This window comes from Stenotrophomonas sp. CFBP8980, assembly GCF_034046095.1.
GTDB lineage: Bacteria > Pseudomonadota > Gammaproteobacteria > Xanthomonadales > Xanthomonadaceae > Stenotrophomonas > Stenotrophomonas lacuserhaii.
In genome coordinates this window covers 135,204-151,594 of sequence record NZ_JAXCXF010000005.1, presented here as the reverse complement: position 1 = coordinate 151,594, position 16,391 = coordinate 135,204, and the positions used below count along the sequence as shown (strand labels likewise).

Below are 16,391 nucleotides of genomic sequence, written 5' to 3'. Positions count from 1 at the left end.
TGGCGGGGCTTTGCCTGGCCTGACGCCTTCCGCCGGTGACGGGTTTCCGACACAATCATGCCTTAAAGGGTAAACCTGAAAGCATGCAAGCCTACGTCTACAAGAGCCAACGCAAAGACGATACCTACGTCTACCTCGCCGAACGGGATGGCTTCGGCGTGCTGCCCGGGCCGTTGGCCGAATCCCTGGGCCGGCTGCAGCTGGTGCTGGAAGTGGAACTGACCGAGGGCCGGCAGCTGGCGCGTGCGGATGCCGCGCAGGTGCGCGGCGAGCTGGCCAGCCGTGGGTTCTACCTGCAGGTGCCCCCGAGCATCACCAGCATGATGCCGCGCCACAATGACTGAGCCGCAGCCGCGCATGGTGCCTGCCGCACTGGCCCTGGGCGCGCTGCTCGCTGCGGCTTCGGCGATCGGCGGCCTGCCCGGCGCGCTGCTGGCCGCGCTGGCGCAGCCGGCCTTCGCGCTGGGCGTGTCCTGGCTGCGTCGAAGCCGTGTCCTGCGTCCACTGCCGCAGGTGGTGCGCGAAGAACTGCCTGCGCTGCTGGCCTTGTGGCTGGCCGGTCCAGCGGTGCTTGCGCTGCTGATGGCCTGGCCGCTTGCCGCCCTGCGCGAAAGCGGCAGCCTGGCCGCGGCGCTGGGCCTGGCGGTATTGCTGGGCGTCGGCTTGCTGGCGGTATGGCGCACATGGCCGCTGTGGAGTGATGTGGAACGCCTGGCCGGTGGGCTGCAGCGCCACGCCGCGGGGCTGGCCGGGCGCGAACTTGGCGCCTGGCGTGGACTGGCCGTCGCCGCGCTGGTGCTGGCGCTGTGCGCGCTGGTGGTGATGCCGGCCTGGCCGGAGCTGCTGCCGGCAGGCCTGCGTTGGCCAGCGGTGGGCGCCACCGTGCTGCTGTCGCCGCTGCTGCACCTGCTGCTGCAGCGTGTCGCCCCGGCGGGCACCACGCATCCCGCGCCGGCCCACGGCATGCAGGAGCTGCGCAGTGCCTGGCAGGCGCGCGAGCAGTCCGACGCCGATCCGGCACCGGTCGCACTTGAAGCCATGCCGGCCGACGCGCTGGCGCCGGCACTGTACGAAGCGGCGCGCCACGGCCGGATCGACCGCGCGCTGCAGCTGTTGCAGGCCGGTGCCGACCCGCACGCCACGCCGGATCCGCAATGGCGCGACCAGCGCAACCTGCCCGTGCTCGCCGCGGTGCTGCCGGACCTGCGCCTGCTGCGCGAACTGATCGCGCGCGGCGTGGATGTGAACGCCCCGCACAAGGGCATGACGCCGCTGCTGGCGGCCACCCGTGACAGCTGGCATGGGCGCCCGGAAGCGGTGATGACCCTGCTCGCCAACGGTGCCGATTCGCGTGCCACTGACGCCGACGGCAATACGCCGCTGCACCACGCAGCGCGCAGTTCCGACCCCGGCGTCGCCGCGCTGCTGCGCGATGCCGCCGCCGAAATCGACGCGCTCAACAACGAAGGTTGGTCGCCGCTGGCGGTGGCCTGCCAGGTCGGCAACTGGCGCCTGGCGCGGTTCCTGCTGGAGCGCGGCGCCCGTACCGAACCGGCCGAAGGCATTCCGGTGCTGTTGGCCGCCGCGGCAACCGAAGATGATGATCCGGCCGGCGTGCAGCTGCTGCTGAAGCACAAGGCGCGTGCCGATGCGCGTGATCGCCAGCGCCGCAGTGCGCTGCACGAAGCCGCCCTGGCCGGGCACACCGCGATCCTGGACGCCCTGCTTGCCGCCGGTGCCAACCTGGAAGCGCGCGATGCGCTCGGCCGGACCCCGCTGCTGGAGGCCGCCGCCGGTGGGCGCGCGGCGGTCATCGAGCACCTTCTGCGCCACAACCCCGATGTAGCGGCGGTCGATGCCGACGGCCGCAACGCCCTGCTGCTGGCCGCCATGGCGACCGATGTGCCGCCGTTGGTGGTGAAGCGGCTGCTGGAGCTGGGGCTGGTTGCCGACCTGGACGATCCGTTGGCGCGGCGCGCGGTGGACAGCGCGGCCGAAGCCGGGCGCTGGGCCATCGTGGCCATGCTGGATCCTGCCTACCCGTTGCCCGCCGCAGTCAGCGACGGTCTGGTGGCGGCCAGCGAAGGCAGCGACGTGGCGACGTCGCTGTTGCCGGACCGGCCACCGCTCGAGCTGCTGCGCGAATCGCTGCGCTTTGGCAACCTGGACGGGATGGAATCGATGGCGCGCCTGTGCCGTGCCGAAGAACTGGGCAGCCTGTTGCACGAACCGGAACTGGCGCTGGAGCCGCGCGCCATCGGTTGGCTGCTGCAGCAGGGCGCGTCGCACGACGTACTGGATGCCTGCACTGATACGCCGATGTTCGCGCTGCTGGCACGCGGCGTGGATGCGGTGCCGGCGCTGCAGGTGATGCTGGAGCAGGGCGTTTCGCCTGCCGGCAGTGGTGGTCTGGCGCGCTTCCTCGCCGCCTGCGCGCAGCATGACCAGGCCAGTCGCGGGCTGGAGCAGCTGGCGCTGGAACTGCTGGAGCGCGGCGCCGATCCGTTCGCTGCATCGCCCGCCGGCGATCCGCCGCTGGCCTTGGCCGTGCGCTTGGGCTGGCTGCGCCTGCAGCAGTCGCTGCTGGGTCTGGGCGTGGATCGCGAGGCACGCGACAGCCATGGCATGACCGCCCTGCACCTGGCCACTGCGCTGGGACGCGAAGCCGCGCTCAAGCTGCTGGTGCGCCACGGCGCCTCGCCGGAAGCGCGTGCGGCTGATGGACAGACGCCGCTGGGTGTGGCGCTGTCCAGCGGCCGTCGTGACCTGGCGGATTGGCTGGACTGGCGCGTCTGGTCGTTGCCACGACGGACACTGCGCGAATCCGACCTGGCCGCTGCCGCCACGGCCGGTGACGTGGATGCCGTGCGCCGGCTGATCGATCTTGGCTTCGCCGTGGACAGCGTCGACGCGCAGGGCTGCACCGCCCTGCTGCGTGCGGCCGGTGGTGGGCACCTTGCGGTGGTGGACCTGCTGCTGGCGCGCAATGCCGATCCGCAGCATGCCTCGGCCAGTGGCGCCACGCCGCTGTCGGCGGCAGTCAGCATGCGCCAGATGGATATCGTCTCCGCGTTGTTGGATGCCGGTGCACAGCTGGAACACCGCCTGCCCGGCGGGGTCACGGTGCTGATGCTGGCCTCGGCGCTGGGCCTTCCGGATATCGTGGCGCGGCTGTTGAGCGCCAGTGCCGACGTCCATGCGAGCGACGCGCAGCAGCTGGCCGCGCTGCATTGCGCTGCGCTGTACGGGTTCTCCGCTCGTGACCGCTCGCGCCTGCTGGCGCTGCTGGATACCCTGCTGCTGGCCGGCGCGGAGCCGGACAAGGCGGCTGCCGGCGAGGTGACGCCGTTGCTGCTGCTGCTCGGCGCGCGTGCCGAACCGGGGACCGCCTGCGACGAACAGGTGGTACTGGCCGGTGTTGAACGTCTGTTGGATGAAGACGTTTCGCTGGAGGTGCGTGATCCGCGCGGCTTCGGCCCGCTGCACCTGGCGGCGTTGCACGGACTGCCGCTGCTCGTGCAGCGCCTGCTGCGTGCCGGTGCCGATCCAGAGGCACGCGACACGCTCAACCGCAGCCCCCGCGAAATCGCCGTGATGCGCGGCTTCATCGACGTGGCCGCCGAGTTCCAGCCACGCGTGCCCGGCGTGTCCTCGATGGCGCGGTTCCTGCGCGAATGAATCTGCGGTAGTGACGGCCCCGGTGGGTGACGACCGTTGGTCGTCACGCTCTTCGGCTACCGCTCCGGCGGCGCGTCCTTTCCGCTTCCCGCATCCGCTTCAAACAGGTGCATCAGGTCATTGCGTGCATCGCGCGAGGTCTGGATCACTGCCGCCTCGTCGTCATACACCAGGTATTGATCGCGCAGCAGCTTCTCATCATGTTCGCGGAACCGCTGCACATGCCGGCGGGCCGTCTCCTCGGACACCCCCAGCAGCTTCAGCACCTGTTCGCTGAGTTCCAGGCTGGTGCCGAACACCTCGCGGAACGGCTCGGCCCCCATGTCCATCAGCCGCCACGCATGCTGGCGGTTGCGTGCCCGCGCCAGCACCCGCGCGTCCGGATACAACCGCCGGATCATCCGCGTCGCGCGCAGGTTGGTTTCCGGATCATCCATGGTCACCACGAACACCGCGATCTCCGCCCCGCCGGCCGCACGCAGCATCTCCGGCCGGGTCGGATCGCCGTAGTACAGCTGGTTGCCGAAGCGGCGCAGGTCGGCCACGGTATCCGGATTGACCTCCAGCGCGACGAACGGCACTTTCTGCGCGGTCAGCAGTCGCGCCACCACCTGGCCGAAGCGCCCCACCCCGGCGATCAGCACCTTCGGACGCTGGTCCGGGTTCACCTCATCGGCCGGGGCGGCGTCGGGCTTGGCCACGGTCTCGCGGCCGATCAGCCGCAGCAGTGCGATCAGCAGCAGCGGGGTCAGCCCCATCGACAGGCCGACGATGGCCACCAGCCGGTCATGGTTGGCACTGCCCAGCAGCAGCGCACGCTGGGCTTCGTTGAACACCACGAAGGCGAACTCACCGCCCAGCCACAGCACGCTGCCCAGCATCAGTGCCTGGCGCGCGCCGAGCCGGGCCAGCCGTCCAATCGCATACAACAGGCCGAACTTCACCACCAGCAGCACGCCCACGCCGGCGGCGATCATGCCCGGTTCGGCGGCGATGCGGTCCAGGTCGATGCCCATGCCCACGGCGATGAAGAACAGGCCCAGGAACAAGCCCTTGAAGGGTTCGATCTGCGCTTCCAGTTCATGCCGGAACTCCGAATCGGACAACAGCACACCGGCCAGGAACGCGCCCAGGCTGGGGCTCAGGCCGGCCTCCTGCAGGAACCAGGCGGTGCCCAGCACCACCAGCAGGGCGGTGGCGGTGAACATTTCCGGGCTGCGCGTGCGCGCGACCATGCCGAACACGCGGCGCAGCAGCGGCCGGCCACACAGGATCACCACCGCCAGTGCGCCGACGGCCACCGCCACGTCCTGCCAGTGCAGGGTCTGGTTGCGCGCACCCCCCAGCAGTGGAATGGCGGCCAGCAGCGGGATGGCGATCAGGTCCTGGAACAGCAGGATCGCGAACGCCAGCCGGCCATGATCGCTGTTGAGCGCCTTGTGTTCGGACAGCAGCTGCAGGCCCACCGCGGTGGAGGACAGCGCCAGCGCCACACCGACCACCAGCGCGCTCTTCCAGTGGAAATGATCCAGCATCAACAGGCCGCCCAGCACCAGCGCGCAGGTCGCCACCTGCAGCGCCCCGGCACCGAACACCGAACGCCGCATCACCTTCAAGCGCGATGGCGACAGCTCCAGCCCGATCACGAACAGCAGCATCACCACGCCGATTTCGGCCGCGCCCAGGATCCGGTCCGTATCCTGCACGAAGCCCAGCCCATCCGGCCCCAGCACCACGCCGGCGGCCAGGTAACCAAGCACTGCGCCGAAGCCCAGCCGGCGAAACACCGGCACCGCGATGACGGCCGCAAGCAGCAGGACCAGGGCAAGTTCGAGCACGCCGCTATGCATGGGAAGTCGAGGTCATGGCCGCAGGAGGAAGGGCACGCCGGGTGACGGCCGGCCCTTGCGCGACATTATGCGCCGCCCGCCGCCGCCCGCACGGTGGTGCAGCTGAGCCACGCCAAACCCGGCCGCCACACCGGGGTTGACCCATGCTGCCCACGGGTTCATCCTGCCCCCCGCCACGGCCTGCCCGCTGGCACCACCCTTCCGGAATCCAACCCCCATGTCCAGCGACAGTAGAAGTCGACCTCGTTCGACGCCAGCGACGGCGACCGCCTGACAGGGACGGTTCGCCTGCGTTGGCGTTGCAGCTGCAACGACGAAAGGCGAACCACGATGAACCAGAAGCAGATGCTGCGTCCCGCCACCGACGCCGCCACCACGGCCGCACCGCTGGCCAACTTCAACACCGCCGACGCGGTGGAATACCTCAACCCGCTGCCCATCGCCGCGGCGGTCGACCTGCTTGCCGCACTGCCGCTGCCGCGTGCGGTGAAGCTGCTTGAAGCGCCCGAACTGCAGCGTGCCGGCGCGCTGGTGGCGGCCTTGCCGCCGGCGCGGGCGGCCGCGCTGCTGGGGCTGATGGCTGACGACCGCGCCACCGATATCGTCCACGAACTGGACCAGGACGAGCGCGCGCGGCTGGTGCCGCTGATCGGCGCCGAGGCGCGCCAGGTCATCCAGACCCTGCTCAGCTATCCGCCGGATACTGCCGGCGCATTGATGACCACCGAGTTCGTCAGCGTGCCGGCCAACTGGACGGTGGGCCAGACCCTGCAGCACATCCGCGAAGTGGAGCGCACGCGCGAGACCGTCTATGCCATCTACGTGCTCGACCCGACCAGCCGCCAGTTGCGCCAGGTGGTGACCATGCGCCGGCTGATCACCGGCCTGCCTGACGCATCGATCCTGGACGTGGCGCAGGTCAACGCACCGGTGACGGTGGACGTGGCGATGGACCAGGAAGAAGTGGCGCAGCTGATCCGCCGCCACGACCTGCTGGCGATCCCGGTGGTGGATGCCGGCATGCAGATGCTCGGCATCGTCACCGTGGATGACATCCTGGACGCGTTGATCGAGGAATCCACCGAAGACGCGCACAAGTTCGGCGGCATGGAAGCGCTGGAAAAGCCCTACATGCAGATCAGCTTCCTGGAAATGCTGCGCAAGCGCGGTGGCTGGCTGAGCGTGCTGTTCCTCGGTGAGATGCTGACTGCCAGTGCGATGCAGCATTACGAAGATGAGCTGGCGCGCGCGGTGGTGCTGACCCTGTTCATCCCGCTGATCATGAGCTCCGGCGGCAACTCCGGTTCGCAGGCCACCTCGTTGCTGATCCGCAGCCTGGCACTGCGCGAACTGCGGCTGCGTGACTGGTGGAGGGTCGCCCTGCGCGAACTGCCGACCGGCATCGTGCTGGGCACGATCCTGGGCAGCCTGGCGATGACCCGCATCGTCATCTGGCAGCTGGGCGGCCTGCACGATTACGGCGAACACTGGCTGCTGCTGGCGCTCACCGTGGCGGCCGCACTGGTCGGCATCGTCACCTTCGGGTCGCTGTCCGGATCGATGCTGCCGTTCGCGCTCAAGCGCCTCGGCTTCGACCCGGCCAGTGCCTCGGCCCCATTCGTGGCCACTCTGGTCGATGTGACCGGCCTGGTGATCTACTTCAGCATCGCCGCCAGCATCCTCCACGGCACCCTGCTGTAACCCCTTTTTTGCTCTACTAGCGGCATGAGCACTTACAACCTGCAGTCCGTGTTCCGCCCGCAGTCGGTCGCCGTGATCGGCGGCAGTCCGCGTGATCGCTCGGCCGGTCGGGCGGTGATGCGCAACCTGCGCGGGGCGGGATTCGCCGGCAAGGTCGCCTGGGTCAATCCGCGCCACGCGGAGATCGATGGCACCCGCACCATCAAGCGGCTCAAGGACCTGGACTGGGTACCGGAGCTGGTGGTGGTGACCGCCCCGGCCAGCATCGTGCCGCAGGTGATCGCCGATGCCGCCGCGCTGGGCGTGGCGGCGGCGATCATCCTCACCGCGCACCTGGGCGAGGGGCCCGGCTCGCTGGCCGCGCAGGTGGAAGCCAGTGCCCGCGGCAAGGGCCTGCGCATCCTCGGGCCGCATTGCCTGGGCGTCATCGCCCCGCATGCGCGTTTGAATGCCAGCATTGCCGCCCACGTTCCCCAGGCAGGCGACCTGGCGCTGATTTCCGAGTCCAGCGCGATCGCCGCCGCGCTGGTGGAATGGGGCGTCGCGCGTTCGGTGGGCTTCTCGGCGGTGGTGTCGCTGGGCGACACGATGGACGTGGACTTCGGCGATCTGCTGGACTACTTCGCCACCGACTACCGCACGCGCGCCATCCTGTTGTACGTGGAACAGATCAAGGATGCGCGCAAGTTCATGTCGGCCGCACGTGCCGCCGCGCGCTCAAAGCCGGTGATGGTGGTCAAGTCCGGCCGGGCCGAGCGCATCATGCCGGGCAACGATACCCACGTGCAGGCGCTGGCGCGCGCCGATGATGTCTACGGTGCGGCGTTCAACCGCGCCGGCCTGCTGCGCGTGAGCGCGCTGGACGAGCTGTTCACCGCTGCCGAAACACTGGGGCGGCTGGGCTCTTTCCCGGGACGCAGGCTGGCCATCCTCAGCAACGGCGGCGGCGTCGGGCGGCTGGCGGTGGACCAGCTGGCGGCGCTGCGCGGCACCCTTGCCACGCTGTCGGAGAGCACCGTGCAGCAGCTCGATGCGGTGTTGCCGCAGGGCTGGTCACGTTCCAATCCGGTGGACATCGTGGTCGACGCCGATGGCGAGCGCTATGCCGCCGCCATCGAAGCGCTGCTGGCTGACAACGAAAACGACGCGCTGCTGGTGGTCAACGTGCCGACCGCTTTCACGTCCTCCGCAGATGCGGCGCAGGCGCTCACCCGCACCCTGGGCCTGCGTCCGCGGCACCAGCGTGACAAGCCGGTGTTCGCGGTGTGGCTGGGCAACGACGAGCGCGCAACGGCAACCCTCAACGCCGCGCGCGTGCCGACCTACCCCACCGAAGCCGAAGCAGTGCGTGGCTTCCAGCACCTGGTCCGCTACCGCGATGCGCAGAGCGCACTGATGGAGACCCCGCCCAGCCTGCCACAGGATTTCGTGGTCGACGCAGGGGCCGCGCGCGCGATCGTCGACGCGGCCCTGGCGGCCGGCCAGCGTTGGCTGGACCCGCTGGCCACGCATGCGCTGCTGAAGGCGTACGGCATTCCTTCGGCGCCGGTGCTGCATGCCCGCGACGCGCATGAAGCGATGGACCTGGCCCAGCCGCTGCTGGAACAGGGCGCCAGCGTGGCGCTGAAGATCCTCTCGCCGGACATCCCGCACAAATCCGAAGTGGACGGCGTGCGCCTCAACCTGTCCACGCTGGCAGCGGTACAGGCAGCAGCCACCAGCATCCTGGCGCGTGCGCGCGAACTGCGCCCCGATGCGCGCATCGATGGCCTGCTGGTGCAGCCGACCATCGTGCGGCCGAAGTCGCGCGAGTTGATCGCCGGTATCGCCGATGACGCGACGTTCGGCCCGGTGATCGTGTTCGGCCGTGGCGGCACCGCAGTGGAAGTGATCAACGACAAGGCGCTGGCATTGCCACCGCTGGACCTGCGGTTGGCGCACGAGCTGATCGGCCGCACCCGGGTCTCGCGCATCCTCAAGCCGTACAGCGATTTCCCGGCCGCCGATGAGCGCGCCGTCGCCCTGGTGCTGGTCAAGCTGGCGCAGCTGGCGGCCGACATTCCCGAAGTACGTACGCTGGACATCAATCCGCTGTTGGCCGATCGGGACGGCATCCTGGCGCTGGATGCGCGGGTCGCCATCGCGCCCTCGCGCATCCTGCACAAAGGCCGCGGCCACCCGCGTTTCGCGGTATTTCCGTATCCGAAGGAGTGGGAGCGTACGTTGCAGCTGTCCGATGGCAGCAACGCCTTCGTGCGGCCGGTGCGGCCGGAAGACGACGCGCTGTTCCGCGCGTTCTTCGCCCGCGTCAGCGATGAAGACCTGCGCCTGCGCTTCTTCCAGTCGGTCAAGCATTTCAGCCACGAGTTCATTGCCCGCCTGACCCAGCTGGACTACGCGCGCTCCATCGCGCTGGTGGCGATCGATCCGCGCAGCGGTGACATGCTGGGTGCCGTCCGCCTGCATGCAGACGCCGACTACCATCGCGGCGAGTACGGCATCCTGATCCGTTCGGACCTGAAGGGCCACGGCATCGGCTGGCGGCTGATGACGATCATGATCGAGTACGCGAAATGGCTGGGGCTGGACGTGGTGGAAGGGCAGGTACTGCGCGAGAACAGCACGATGATCGCGATGTGCCAGAGCCTGGGCTTCAGCACCCGGTTGGATCCGGATGATTCGACGGTGATGATGGTGAGCCTGCCGGTGCAGCAGGTGGCCGCGCAGCTGCTGGAATGATCCCGCCGCGCTTGGTAGTGACGGCCGCTGGCCGTCAGGCTTGAGCCCTGCCGCTGCGCTCGCCGGGCATGGCTCGGCGCTACCTGTCGCCCTCTTACAATGGCAGCATGAAAGAACGCATTCCCCTGCTGCTGCTTCCCGGCCTGCTCAACGATGCCGAGTTGTGGCGCGGCCAACTGGCCGACCTGGCCGATATCGCCGATCCGACCGTCGGTGACCTTACCGCTGGCGACACGATGCAGGCGGTGGCCGATGCCGTGCTGGCGCAGGCGCCGCCCCGCTTCGCGCTGGCCGGTTTCTCACTGGGCGGCTTCGTGGCCCAGCAGATCCTGCGCACCGCACCGCAGCGCGTGCTGCGGCTGGCCCTGATCGATACCTCCATCCACGCCGATTCGCCGCAGCGTGCCGCACAGCGCGCCACGCAGATCGCCAGCGTCCGGCTGCCCGGCCGGTTCCACGGCTTCGGCGACACGCTGATGCGCAGTTATATCGACGCTTCGCGGTTGGACGATCACGAACTGGTACAGCGCGTGCGCGAGATGACCGCACGGCTCGGTGCCGAGGTGTTCCTGCGGCAAAGTGGACTGGACCGCGAGGATGGCCATGCGGTACTTGCGGCCTACCGCGACCCGATGCTGATCGTCTGCGGTGAGAACGATCGCATCACGCCGCTGCCGATAAGCCAGGAGATGCAGGCGCTGGCGCCGCACGCCATGCTGGTGGTGGTGCCCGACTGCGGGCACCTGTCACCGATGGAAAAGCCGGCAGAGGTCAGTGCGGCGATGCGCGGATGGTTGTTGAGGGATTGATCCTGCGGCGGCACTCCGCCGAGCATGGCTCGGCGCTACCCCGGGTCCGTCAATCCCAGGCGGGGGCGATGCCGTCCGGGTTGGCCAGTCGATGGCCGCGATCGAGCGTGGCGATCTGGGCGAGGTCTTCGTCGGTCAGGCGCAGGCGGGCCGCTTCCAGGTTGCTGGCCAGGTTCTCGCGCCGGGTGGAAGAGGGAATGACCGCCAAGCCCTGCTGCAGTGCCCAGGCCAGCGCGACCTGCGCCGGGGTGGCCTGGTGGCGGCCGGCGATCGCCTGGATCACCGGATCCTTGATCACCTCGCCGTAGGCCAGGCTCATGTACGCGGTGATGTGGATGCCCTGTTCCTGCAGGAACGGCACCAGCAGGCGGTTCTGCAGGTACGGATGGATCTCCACCTGGTTGGTGGCGATTTCAGTCGCGCCCAGGATGCCGATCGCGCGGCGGGTCTGGGCGATGGTGAAGTTGGAGATGCCGATCTCGCGCGTAAGACCCTGCGCCTTGGCCTCGGCCAAGGCCGACAGGTACTCCTCCATCGGCACCGCATCATCCGGCGACGGCCAGTGGATCAGGGTCAGCTCGACGCGGTCGGTGCGCAGTTTCTCCAGGCTGCCCTGCAGGCTGGCCAGCAGCGCATCGCGCTTGAATTCGCTGATCCAGATCTTGGTGGTGAGATGGATGTCATCGCGTGGCACGCCGGATTCGGCGATCGCCTTGCCGACCTCGGCTTCGTTGCCGTAGATCTGCGCGGTATCGATGGCGCGGTAGCCGACGTCGAGCGCGTTGCGTACCGAATCGATCACCGCCTGTTCTTTCAGGCGGAACGTACCAAGGCCAAAAGCAGGAACGGTCATGGGGATACTCCAGTGGGGGACGGACAGAGGGTAGGGCAGGGAACGTATGCATGCGGGCAACGCGGCGTGGCGACCCCGTGCGCCAGCGGAGGCATCAATGCGCCGCCACGCTGATGCCTTCGGCGCGGTCGTCGATGCCATCGCGGCGGTCCAGCCGGCCACTCAGCGCGGTAAGGGCGAAGGCACCCACCACCACCAGCGCGCCCAGCCATGGGGTGTGCATCAGGCCGATGTGTTCGACCACCAGCCCACCCAGCGAGGCGCCGAGGGCGATGCCGATGTTGAACGCGGCGATGTTCAGTCCCGATGCCACGTCCGTTGCCTGCGGTGCATGGCGCTGCGCCTGCTTGACCACATAGACCTGCAGGCCGGGTACGTTGCCGAAGGCCACCGCGCCCAGCGCCAGCACCGTCAGCAGCACCAGCCAGGTGTTGTAGGCGGTAAAGGTCAGCACCAGCAGCACCAGCGCCAGCAGCGCGAAGATCCGCTTCAGTGCGGGGATCGGCCCGAGCCGGTCGGCCAGGCGGCCGCCCCACACGTTGCCGAACGCCACCGAGATGCCATATACCAGCAGCATGCCGCTGACCGCATTGGCGGACAAACCGGTGACCTCCTGCAGGATCGGCGCAAGGTAGGTGAAGGACAGGAAGGTGCCGCCGTAGCCCAGCGCGGTCATCGCATACACCATCAACAGCCGCGGCTGCGCCAGCACGCCGAGCTGCTGGCGGAAGGTGGCCGGCGCGCTCTGCGCCAGGTTGCGCGGTACGAAGGCCAGGCTGCCCAGCAGCGCCACCACGCCCAGCCCGGACACCGCCAGGAAGGTTGCGCGCCAGCCCAGGTGCTGGCCGATGAAGGTGCCCAGCGGCACGCCGGTCACCAGCGCGACGGTCAGGCCGGTGAACATGATGGCGATCGCGCTGGCGGCCTTTTCCTTCGGCACCACCGAGGTGGCGATGATCGAACCAATGGAGAAGAACACGCCATGGGCCAGGCCGGTCAGGATCCGTGCGACGATCAGCGCGTTGTAGCCAGGGGCCAGGAAGGCGACCAGGTTGCCGATGGTGAACACCAGCATCAGCGCCACCAGCAGGGTCTTGCGCGGCACGCGCCCGGTCAGCGCGGTCAGCACCGGTGCGCCCACCGCCACGGCAAGGGCGTACAGGGAGACCAGCAGGCCAGCGGAGGGCAGGCTGACCTGCAGGTCGGCGGCGATGGTGGGAAGCAGCCCGACGATGACGAACTCTGTGGTGCCGATGGCGAAGGCACCGAGGGTCAACGCCAACAGGGCGAGAGGAATGCCACGGGTCATGACAGGGTCCGGCAGGAAAGGAAGGAGCGCAGTCTGCGCCGCTGACCTTTGCTGAAAAACCAGCCTTCACGCCAATCACTCTTGCCTGGTGGTCAATAATGCAGCCATGAAAATCACCCTGGACGAAATGCAGGCGCTGCTGGCCGTCATCGACAGCGGCACCATCAGCGCGGCGGCCGAACAACTGGGCCAGACCCCCTCAGGGGTCAGCCGGGCCCTGGGCCGGCTGGAAGAAAAGCTGGGCACCACGCTGCTGACCCGCACCACCCGCCGCCTGCACCTGACTGCCGAAGGCGAGGCGTTCGTCCGCCAGGCGCGGCAGATCGTGGAGGCAGTGGAGACCGCGGAAGAACAGATGGCGCTGCGTCGTCAACGCCCGGCCGGTCGCCTGCGCGTCGATGCGGCGATGCCGTTCGTGCTGCATGTGATCGCCCCGCTGGTGGCGCGCTATCGGCAGCAGTTCCCGGAGGTGGCGCTGGAAGTGAACAGCTCCGAGCGCTACATCGACCTGCTGGAGCGGCGCACCGACCTGGCCATCCGCATCGGTCCGCTGGCCGATTCCACCCTGCATGCACGCCTGCTGGGCCGCTGCCGCCTGCAGCTGGTGGCCAGCCCGGACTACCTGCGCCAGCACGGTACGCCGGACGGCATCGCTGCCTTGTCGGCGCACACGCTGCTGAGCTTCAATGAGCCCGAATCGCTTAACCGCTGGCCGCTGCCCGGTGACGACGACGGGCAGCTGCGGATACACCCGGACATCGCGGCGTCCAGCGGCGAAACCCTGCGCCGGCTGGCAGTGGAAGGGGTGGGCATCACCTGCCTGTCCGATTTCCTGACCCACGGTGACCGGGCCAGCGGTGCGCTGGTGCCGGTGCTGGCTGCGCAGACCCTGGATGTCTACCAGCCGATCCACGCGGTGTACTACCGCAACACGGCCGTGTCGGCGCGCGTGCGTTCCTTCGTGGATGTGTTGGCCGAAGGCATGCAGCGCGAGCCTTTCGTGGTGTAGGCCGGATCGTGACGACCCGCGGTCGTCACCCACCAACAGCAGCAGCCGTCACTACCGGAGCAGGTAGCGCCGAGCCATGCTCGGCGAGCGCAGCGGCAGAACGCAACGCGTGACGACCAACGGTCGTCACCCACCGATAGCAGCGGTCGTCACCCACCACGGGGCAGGCCTTCAGGCCAGGGTGAACACGCCCACAGATTCGACCAAGCGGGCGGCCTGCTGTTCCATGCTGCGCGCGGCAGCAGAGGCTTCTTCCACCAGCGCGGCATTCTGCTGGGTGGCGCCATCCATCTGCACCACGGTCTGGTTGACCTGTTCGATGCCTGCGCTCTGTTCCTGCGAAGCGGCGGAGATCTCGGCCATGATGTCGGTCACGCGCTGCACCGAGGCAACGATCTCGCCCATCGTGCTGCCCGCCTGACGTACCAGCGCGGAGCCATCGGCCACCTTCTCCACCGATTCATCGATCAGCCCCTTGATCTCCTTTGCAGCCGCCGCCGAACGCTGTGCGAGCGTGCGCACTTCACTGGCCACCACGGCGAAGCCGCGGCCCTGGTCGCCTGCGCGCGCGGCTTCCACGGCCGCGTTCAGGGCCAGGATGTTGGTCTGGAAGGCGATGCCGTCGATCACCGTGATGATGTCGGCGATGCGCCGCGAAGACGTTTCGATACCGCCCATTGTCGCCACCACCTGGCGCACCACCTCGCCGCCCTGCGATGCCACGCTCGCCGCGCTGTGGGCCAGGTCGTTGGCGGTGCGTGCATGCTCTGCGTTCTGGCGCACGGTGGAGGTAAGCTCCTCCATCGAAGCGGCGGTTTCTTCCAGGTTGGCGGCCTGCTGTTCGGTGCGCTGGGACAGGTCGCTGTTGCCGCTGGCGATCTCCATCGCGGCTTCGCGGACGCCGCCGGCCACCTGCTTGATGTCGGCGACGATCGTCGCCAGTTGCGCCGCCGTGGTATTGGCGTCGCCGGCGATACGCGCGAACACGCCATGGAATTCACCTTCCATGCGCGCACGCAGGTCGCCATCGGCGATCGCGCGCAGCATGCTCGACACTTGTGCCAGGTTGCCGTCGGTGACCTGCATCAACCGGTTGAGGCCACCTACCATGTCAGCGAAGTCGAACTGGAAGCGTGCCACGTCGCCGCGACGACTGAAATCACCGGCAGCCGCAGCAGCTGCAAGCTGCTTGATCTCGGCGTTGATCGCACCAAGGTTGGCCTTGGCGGCATCCAGCGCATCGGTGATGACGCGCTTCTCGCCCGGCAGGCGGTCCATGTCTTCGGAAAGATCACCGACTGCGTAACGGCCCATGACGGCGATGGCACGCATCTTCACCTGTATGTGCGCTGCGACCAAGGCATTGCAGTCGGCCACCATCCGCCCGTAGGCACCGGGGAAGGCATCGGCGTCCATGCGGTGGCTGATCTGACCCGCTTCGTGGGTGCGGGCCATCTCCGCCTGTGCCGCCAGCACACCGCGCAGCGTTCCCTGCACGTCCTGCATGGCCTTGGCCAGGCGGCCGATCTCATCCCGCCCTTGCACCTGCACGCGGTACTCCAGGTCGCCGGCGGCCACGGCGCGCGCAGCGGCTTCCACCGCCACCACCGGCCGCACGACAGCGCGGCGCAGCCACCATGACAGCGCAAGCAACAGCAGCACGGCGGTGATGACCGTCACTACGGCACTGGTCACCAGCAGTTCGCGTGCATGGCTTGAGCGGCGCGAGATGGCCGCATCCGCGACCTGCGCGGTATGCGCGGCCAGGCCATCCAGCGCCTGGGCCAGCGGGCGGTCGCGTCCGCGCACCGGCGCATCGCCGGCGGCCGGGTCGTAACCCGATGCGATATAGGCCTGCAGCGCAGTCTGGTAGTCACGCTGCAGCGCGGCCTGGTCGGTCATGAACGCTGCGACCAGCTCACGCGTCCGGCCATCCTCGGCACGGCCGACCCTGGCAGCCAGTTCCGCTACCTTGCGTCCCTCTTCGGTCAAGGCGGCTGCGTGCTTTTCGCGCAGCGCATCATCGGCGCCCCGCAGCAGCAGGTTCTTCCACTCCTGCACCTGCAGGCGGAACTCCCGTTGCAGCTGTTCGGCATCGCGGCTGACCGCATAGGACGCCGGCATCGCCGCACCCAGGTCGAACCAGGCCGACGCCAGGCCGGCCAAGGCGCTGGCCACCAGCAACAGCACGCCGAGCGAGGTGGCGCCGATGAGTTTGAACTGGATGCCACGAGCAGGTGGGGGAGAAGCGGGCGAGGCGTTCCGCATGAGCGCATGGTTCCGGGAAGGGGAGACTTCCTTATCGGGTGCGTCCTTCAATGCTTAAGTGCGAAGCGCGTCACGGTTATCGTTCCATTCAACGACGTGAAAGCTGTGTGATTCCCGCTATTGGCCAACATTGGAACGATGCGCAGCGTATGGGCTCGCCATGCAAGATATTCGA

At 68.6% G+C, this 16,391-nt stretch carries 10 protein-coding genes; 6 read left to right on the top strand and 4 right to left on the bottom strand.

The window, feature by feature from the left end; translation table 11 throughout:
• Window positions 1–83: 83 nt before the first annotated feature.
• The gene (locus SOM47_RS12410) at window positions 84–344 is read left to right on the top strand and encodes a YcgL domain-containing protein (RefSeq protein WP_320505753.1); all 261 of its coding nucleotides are present in this window, start codon (window positions 84–86) and stop codon (window positions 342–344) included.
• Complete coding sequence (locus SOM47_RS12405; RefSeq protein WP_320505752.1) at window positions 337–3,678, top strand: ankyrin repeat domain-containing protein; 3,342 nt, start codon at window positions 337–339, stop codon at window positions 3,676–3,678. Before SOM47_RS12410 ends, SOM47_RS12405 begins: the two co-directional genes overlap by 8 nt.
• A 56-nt stretch (window positions 3,679–3,734) precedes the next feature.
• On the opposite strand, the gene SOM47_RS12400 is transcribed toward SOM47_RS12405, so the two are convergent.
• The gene (locus SOM47_RS12400; RefSeq protein ID WP_320505751.1) at window positions 3,735–5,528 is read right to left on the bottom strand and encodes a monovalent cation:proton antiporter-2 (CPA2) family protein; all 1,794 of its coding nucleotides are present in this window, start codon (window positions 5,526–5,528) and stop codon (window positions 3,735–3,737) included.
• Between the two features lie 330 nt (window positions 5,529–5,858).
• Between SOM47_RS12400 and mgtE the strand changes: the two genes are divergently transcribed.
• From mgtE to SOM47_RS12385, 3 genes are all read left to right on the top strand, one after another.
• Window positions 5,859–7,229 carry a magnesium transporter gene (gene mgtE, locus SOM47_RS12395; RefSeq protein WP_320505750.1) on the top strand — a complete coding sequence of 457 codons (1,371 nt, stop codon included), beginning with the start codon at window positions 5,859–5,861 and terminating at the stop codon, window positions 7,227–7,229.
• A 24-nt stretch (window positions 7,230–7,253) separates the two neighbouring features.
• Window positions 7,254–9,968, top strand: a complete 2,715-nt coding sequence (locus tag SOM47_RS12390) for a bifunctional acetate--CoA ligase family protein/GNAT family N-acetyltransferase (protein ID WP_320505749.1) — start codon at window positions 7,254–7,256, stop codon at window positions 9,966–9,968.
• Between the two features lie 107 nt (window positions 9,969–10,075).
• A complete protein-coding gene (locus SOM47_RS12385) occupies window positions 10,076–10,777 on the top strand; it encodes an alpha/beta fold hydrolase (protein WP_320505748.1) in 702 nt (233 codons plus the stop codon).
• Between the two features lie 49 nt (window positions 10,778–10,826).
• Here SOM47_RS12385 and dkgB read toward each other — a convergent pair whose 3' ends face one another.
• Both dkgB and SOM47_RS12375 read right to left on the bottom strand, forming a co-directional pair.
• Window positions 10,827–11,630: a 2,5-didehydrogluconate reductase DkgB gene (gene dkgB, locus SOM47_RS12380; RefSeq protein ID WP_320505747.1), complete on the bottom strand. Its 804-nt coding sequence runs from the start codon at window positions 11,628–11,630 to the stop codon at window positions 10,827–10,829.
• Between the two features lie 94 nt (window positions 11,631–11,724).
• Complete coding sequence (locus tag SOM47_RS12375) at window positions 11,725–12,939, bottom strand: MFS transporter (RefSeq protein WP_320505746.1); 1,215 nt, start codon at window positions 12,937–12,939, stop codon at window positions 11,725–11,727.
• A 106-nt stretch (window positions 12,940–13,045) separates the two neighbouring features.
• On the opposite strand from SOM47_RS12375, the gene SOM47_RS12370 reads away from it, so the two are divergent.
• Window positions 13,046–13,948 (top strand): LysR substrate-binding domain-containing protein, encoded by a 903-nt coding sequence (locus tag SOM47_RS12370; RefSeq protein WP_320505745.1) that lies wholly within the window; start codon window positions 13,046–13,048, stop codon window positions 13,946–13,948.
• 171 nt (window positions 13,949–14,119) lie between these two features.
• Here SOM47_RS12370 and SOM47_RS12365 read toward each other — a convergent pair whose 3' ends face one another.
• On the bottom strand, window positions 14,120–16,216 hold the full coding sequence (locus SOM47_RS12365; protein ID WP_320505744.1) for a methyl-accepting chemotaxis protein: 2,097 nt from the start codon (window positions 16,214–16,216) through the stop codon (window positions 14,120–14,122).
• Window positions 16,217–16,391: the final 175 nt, after the last annotated feature.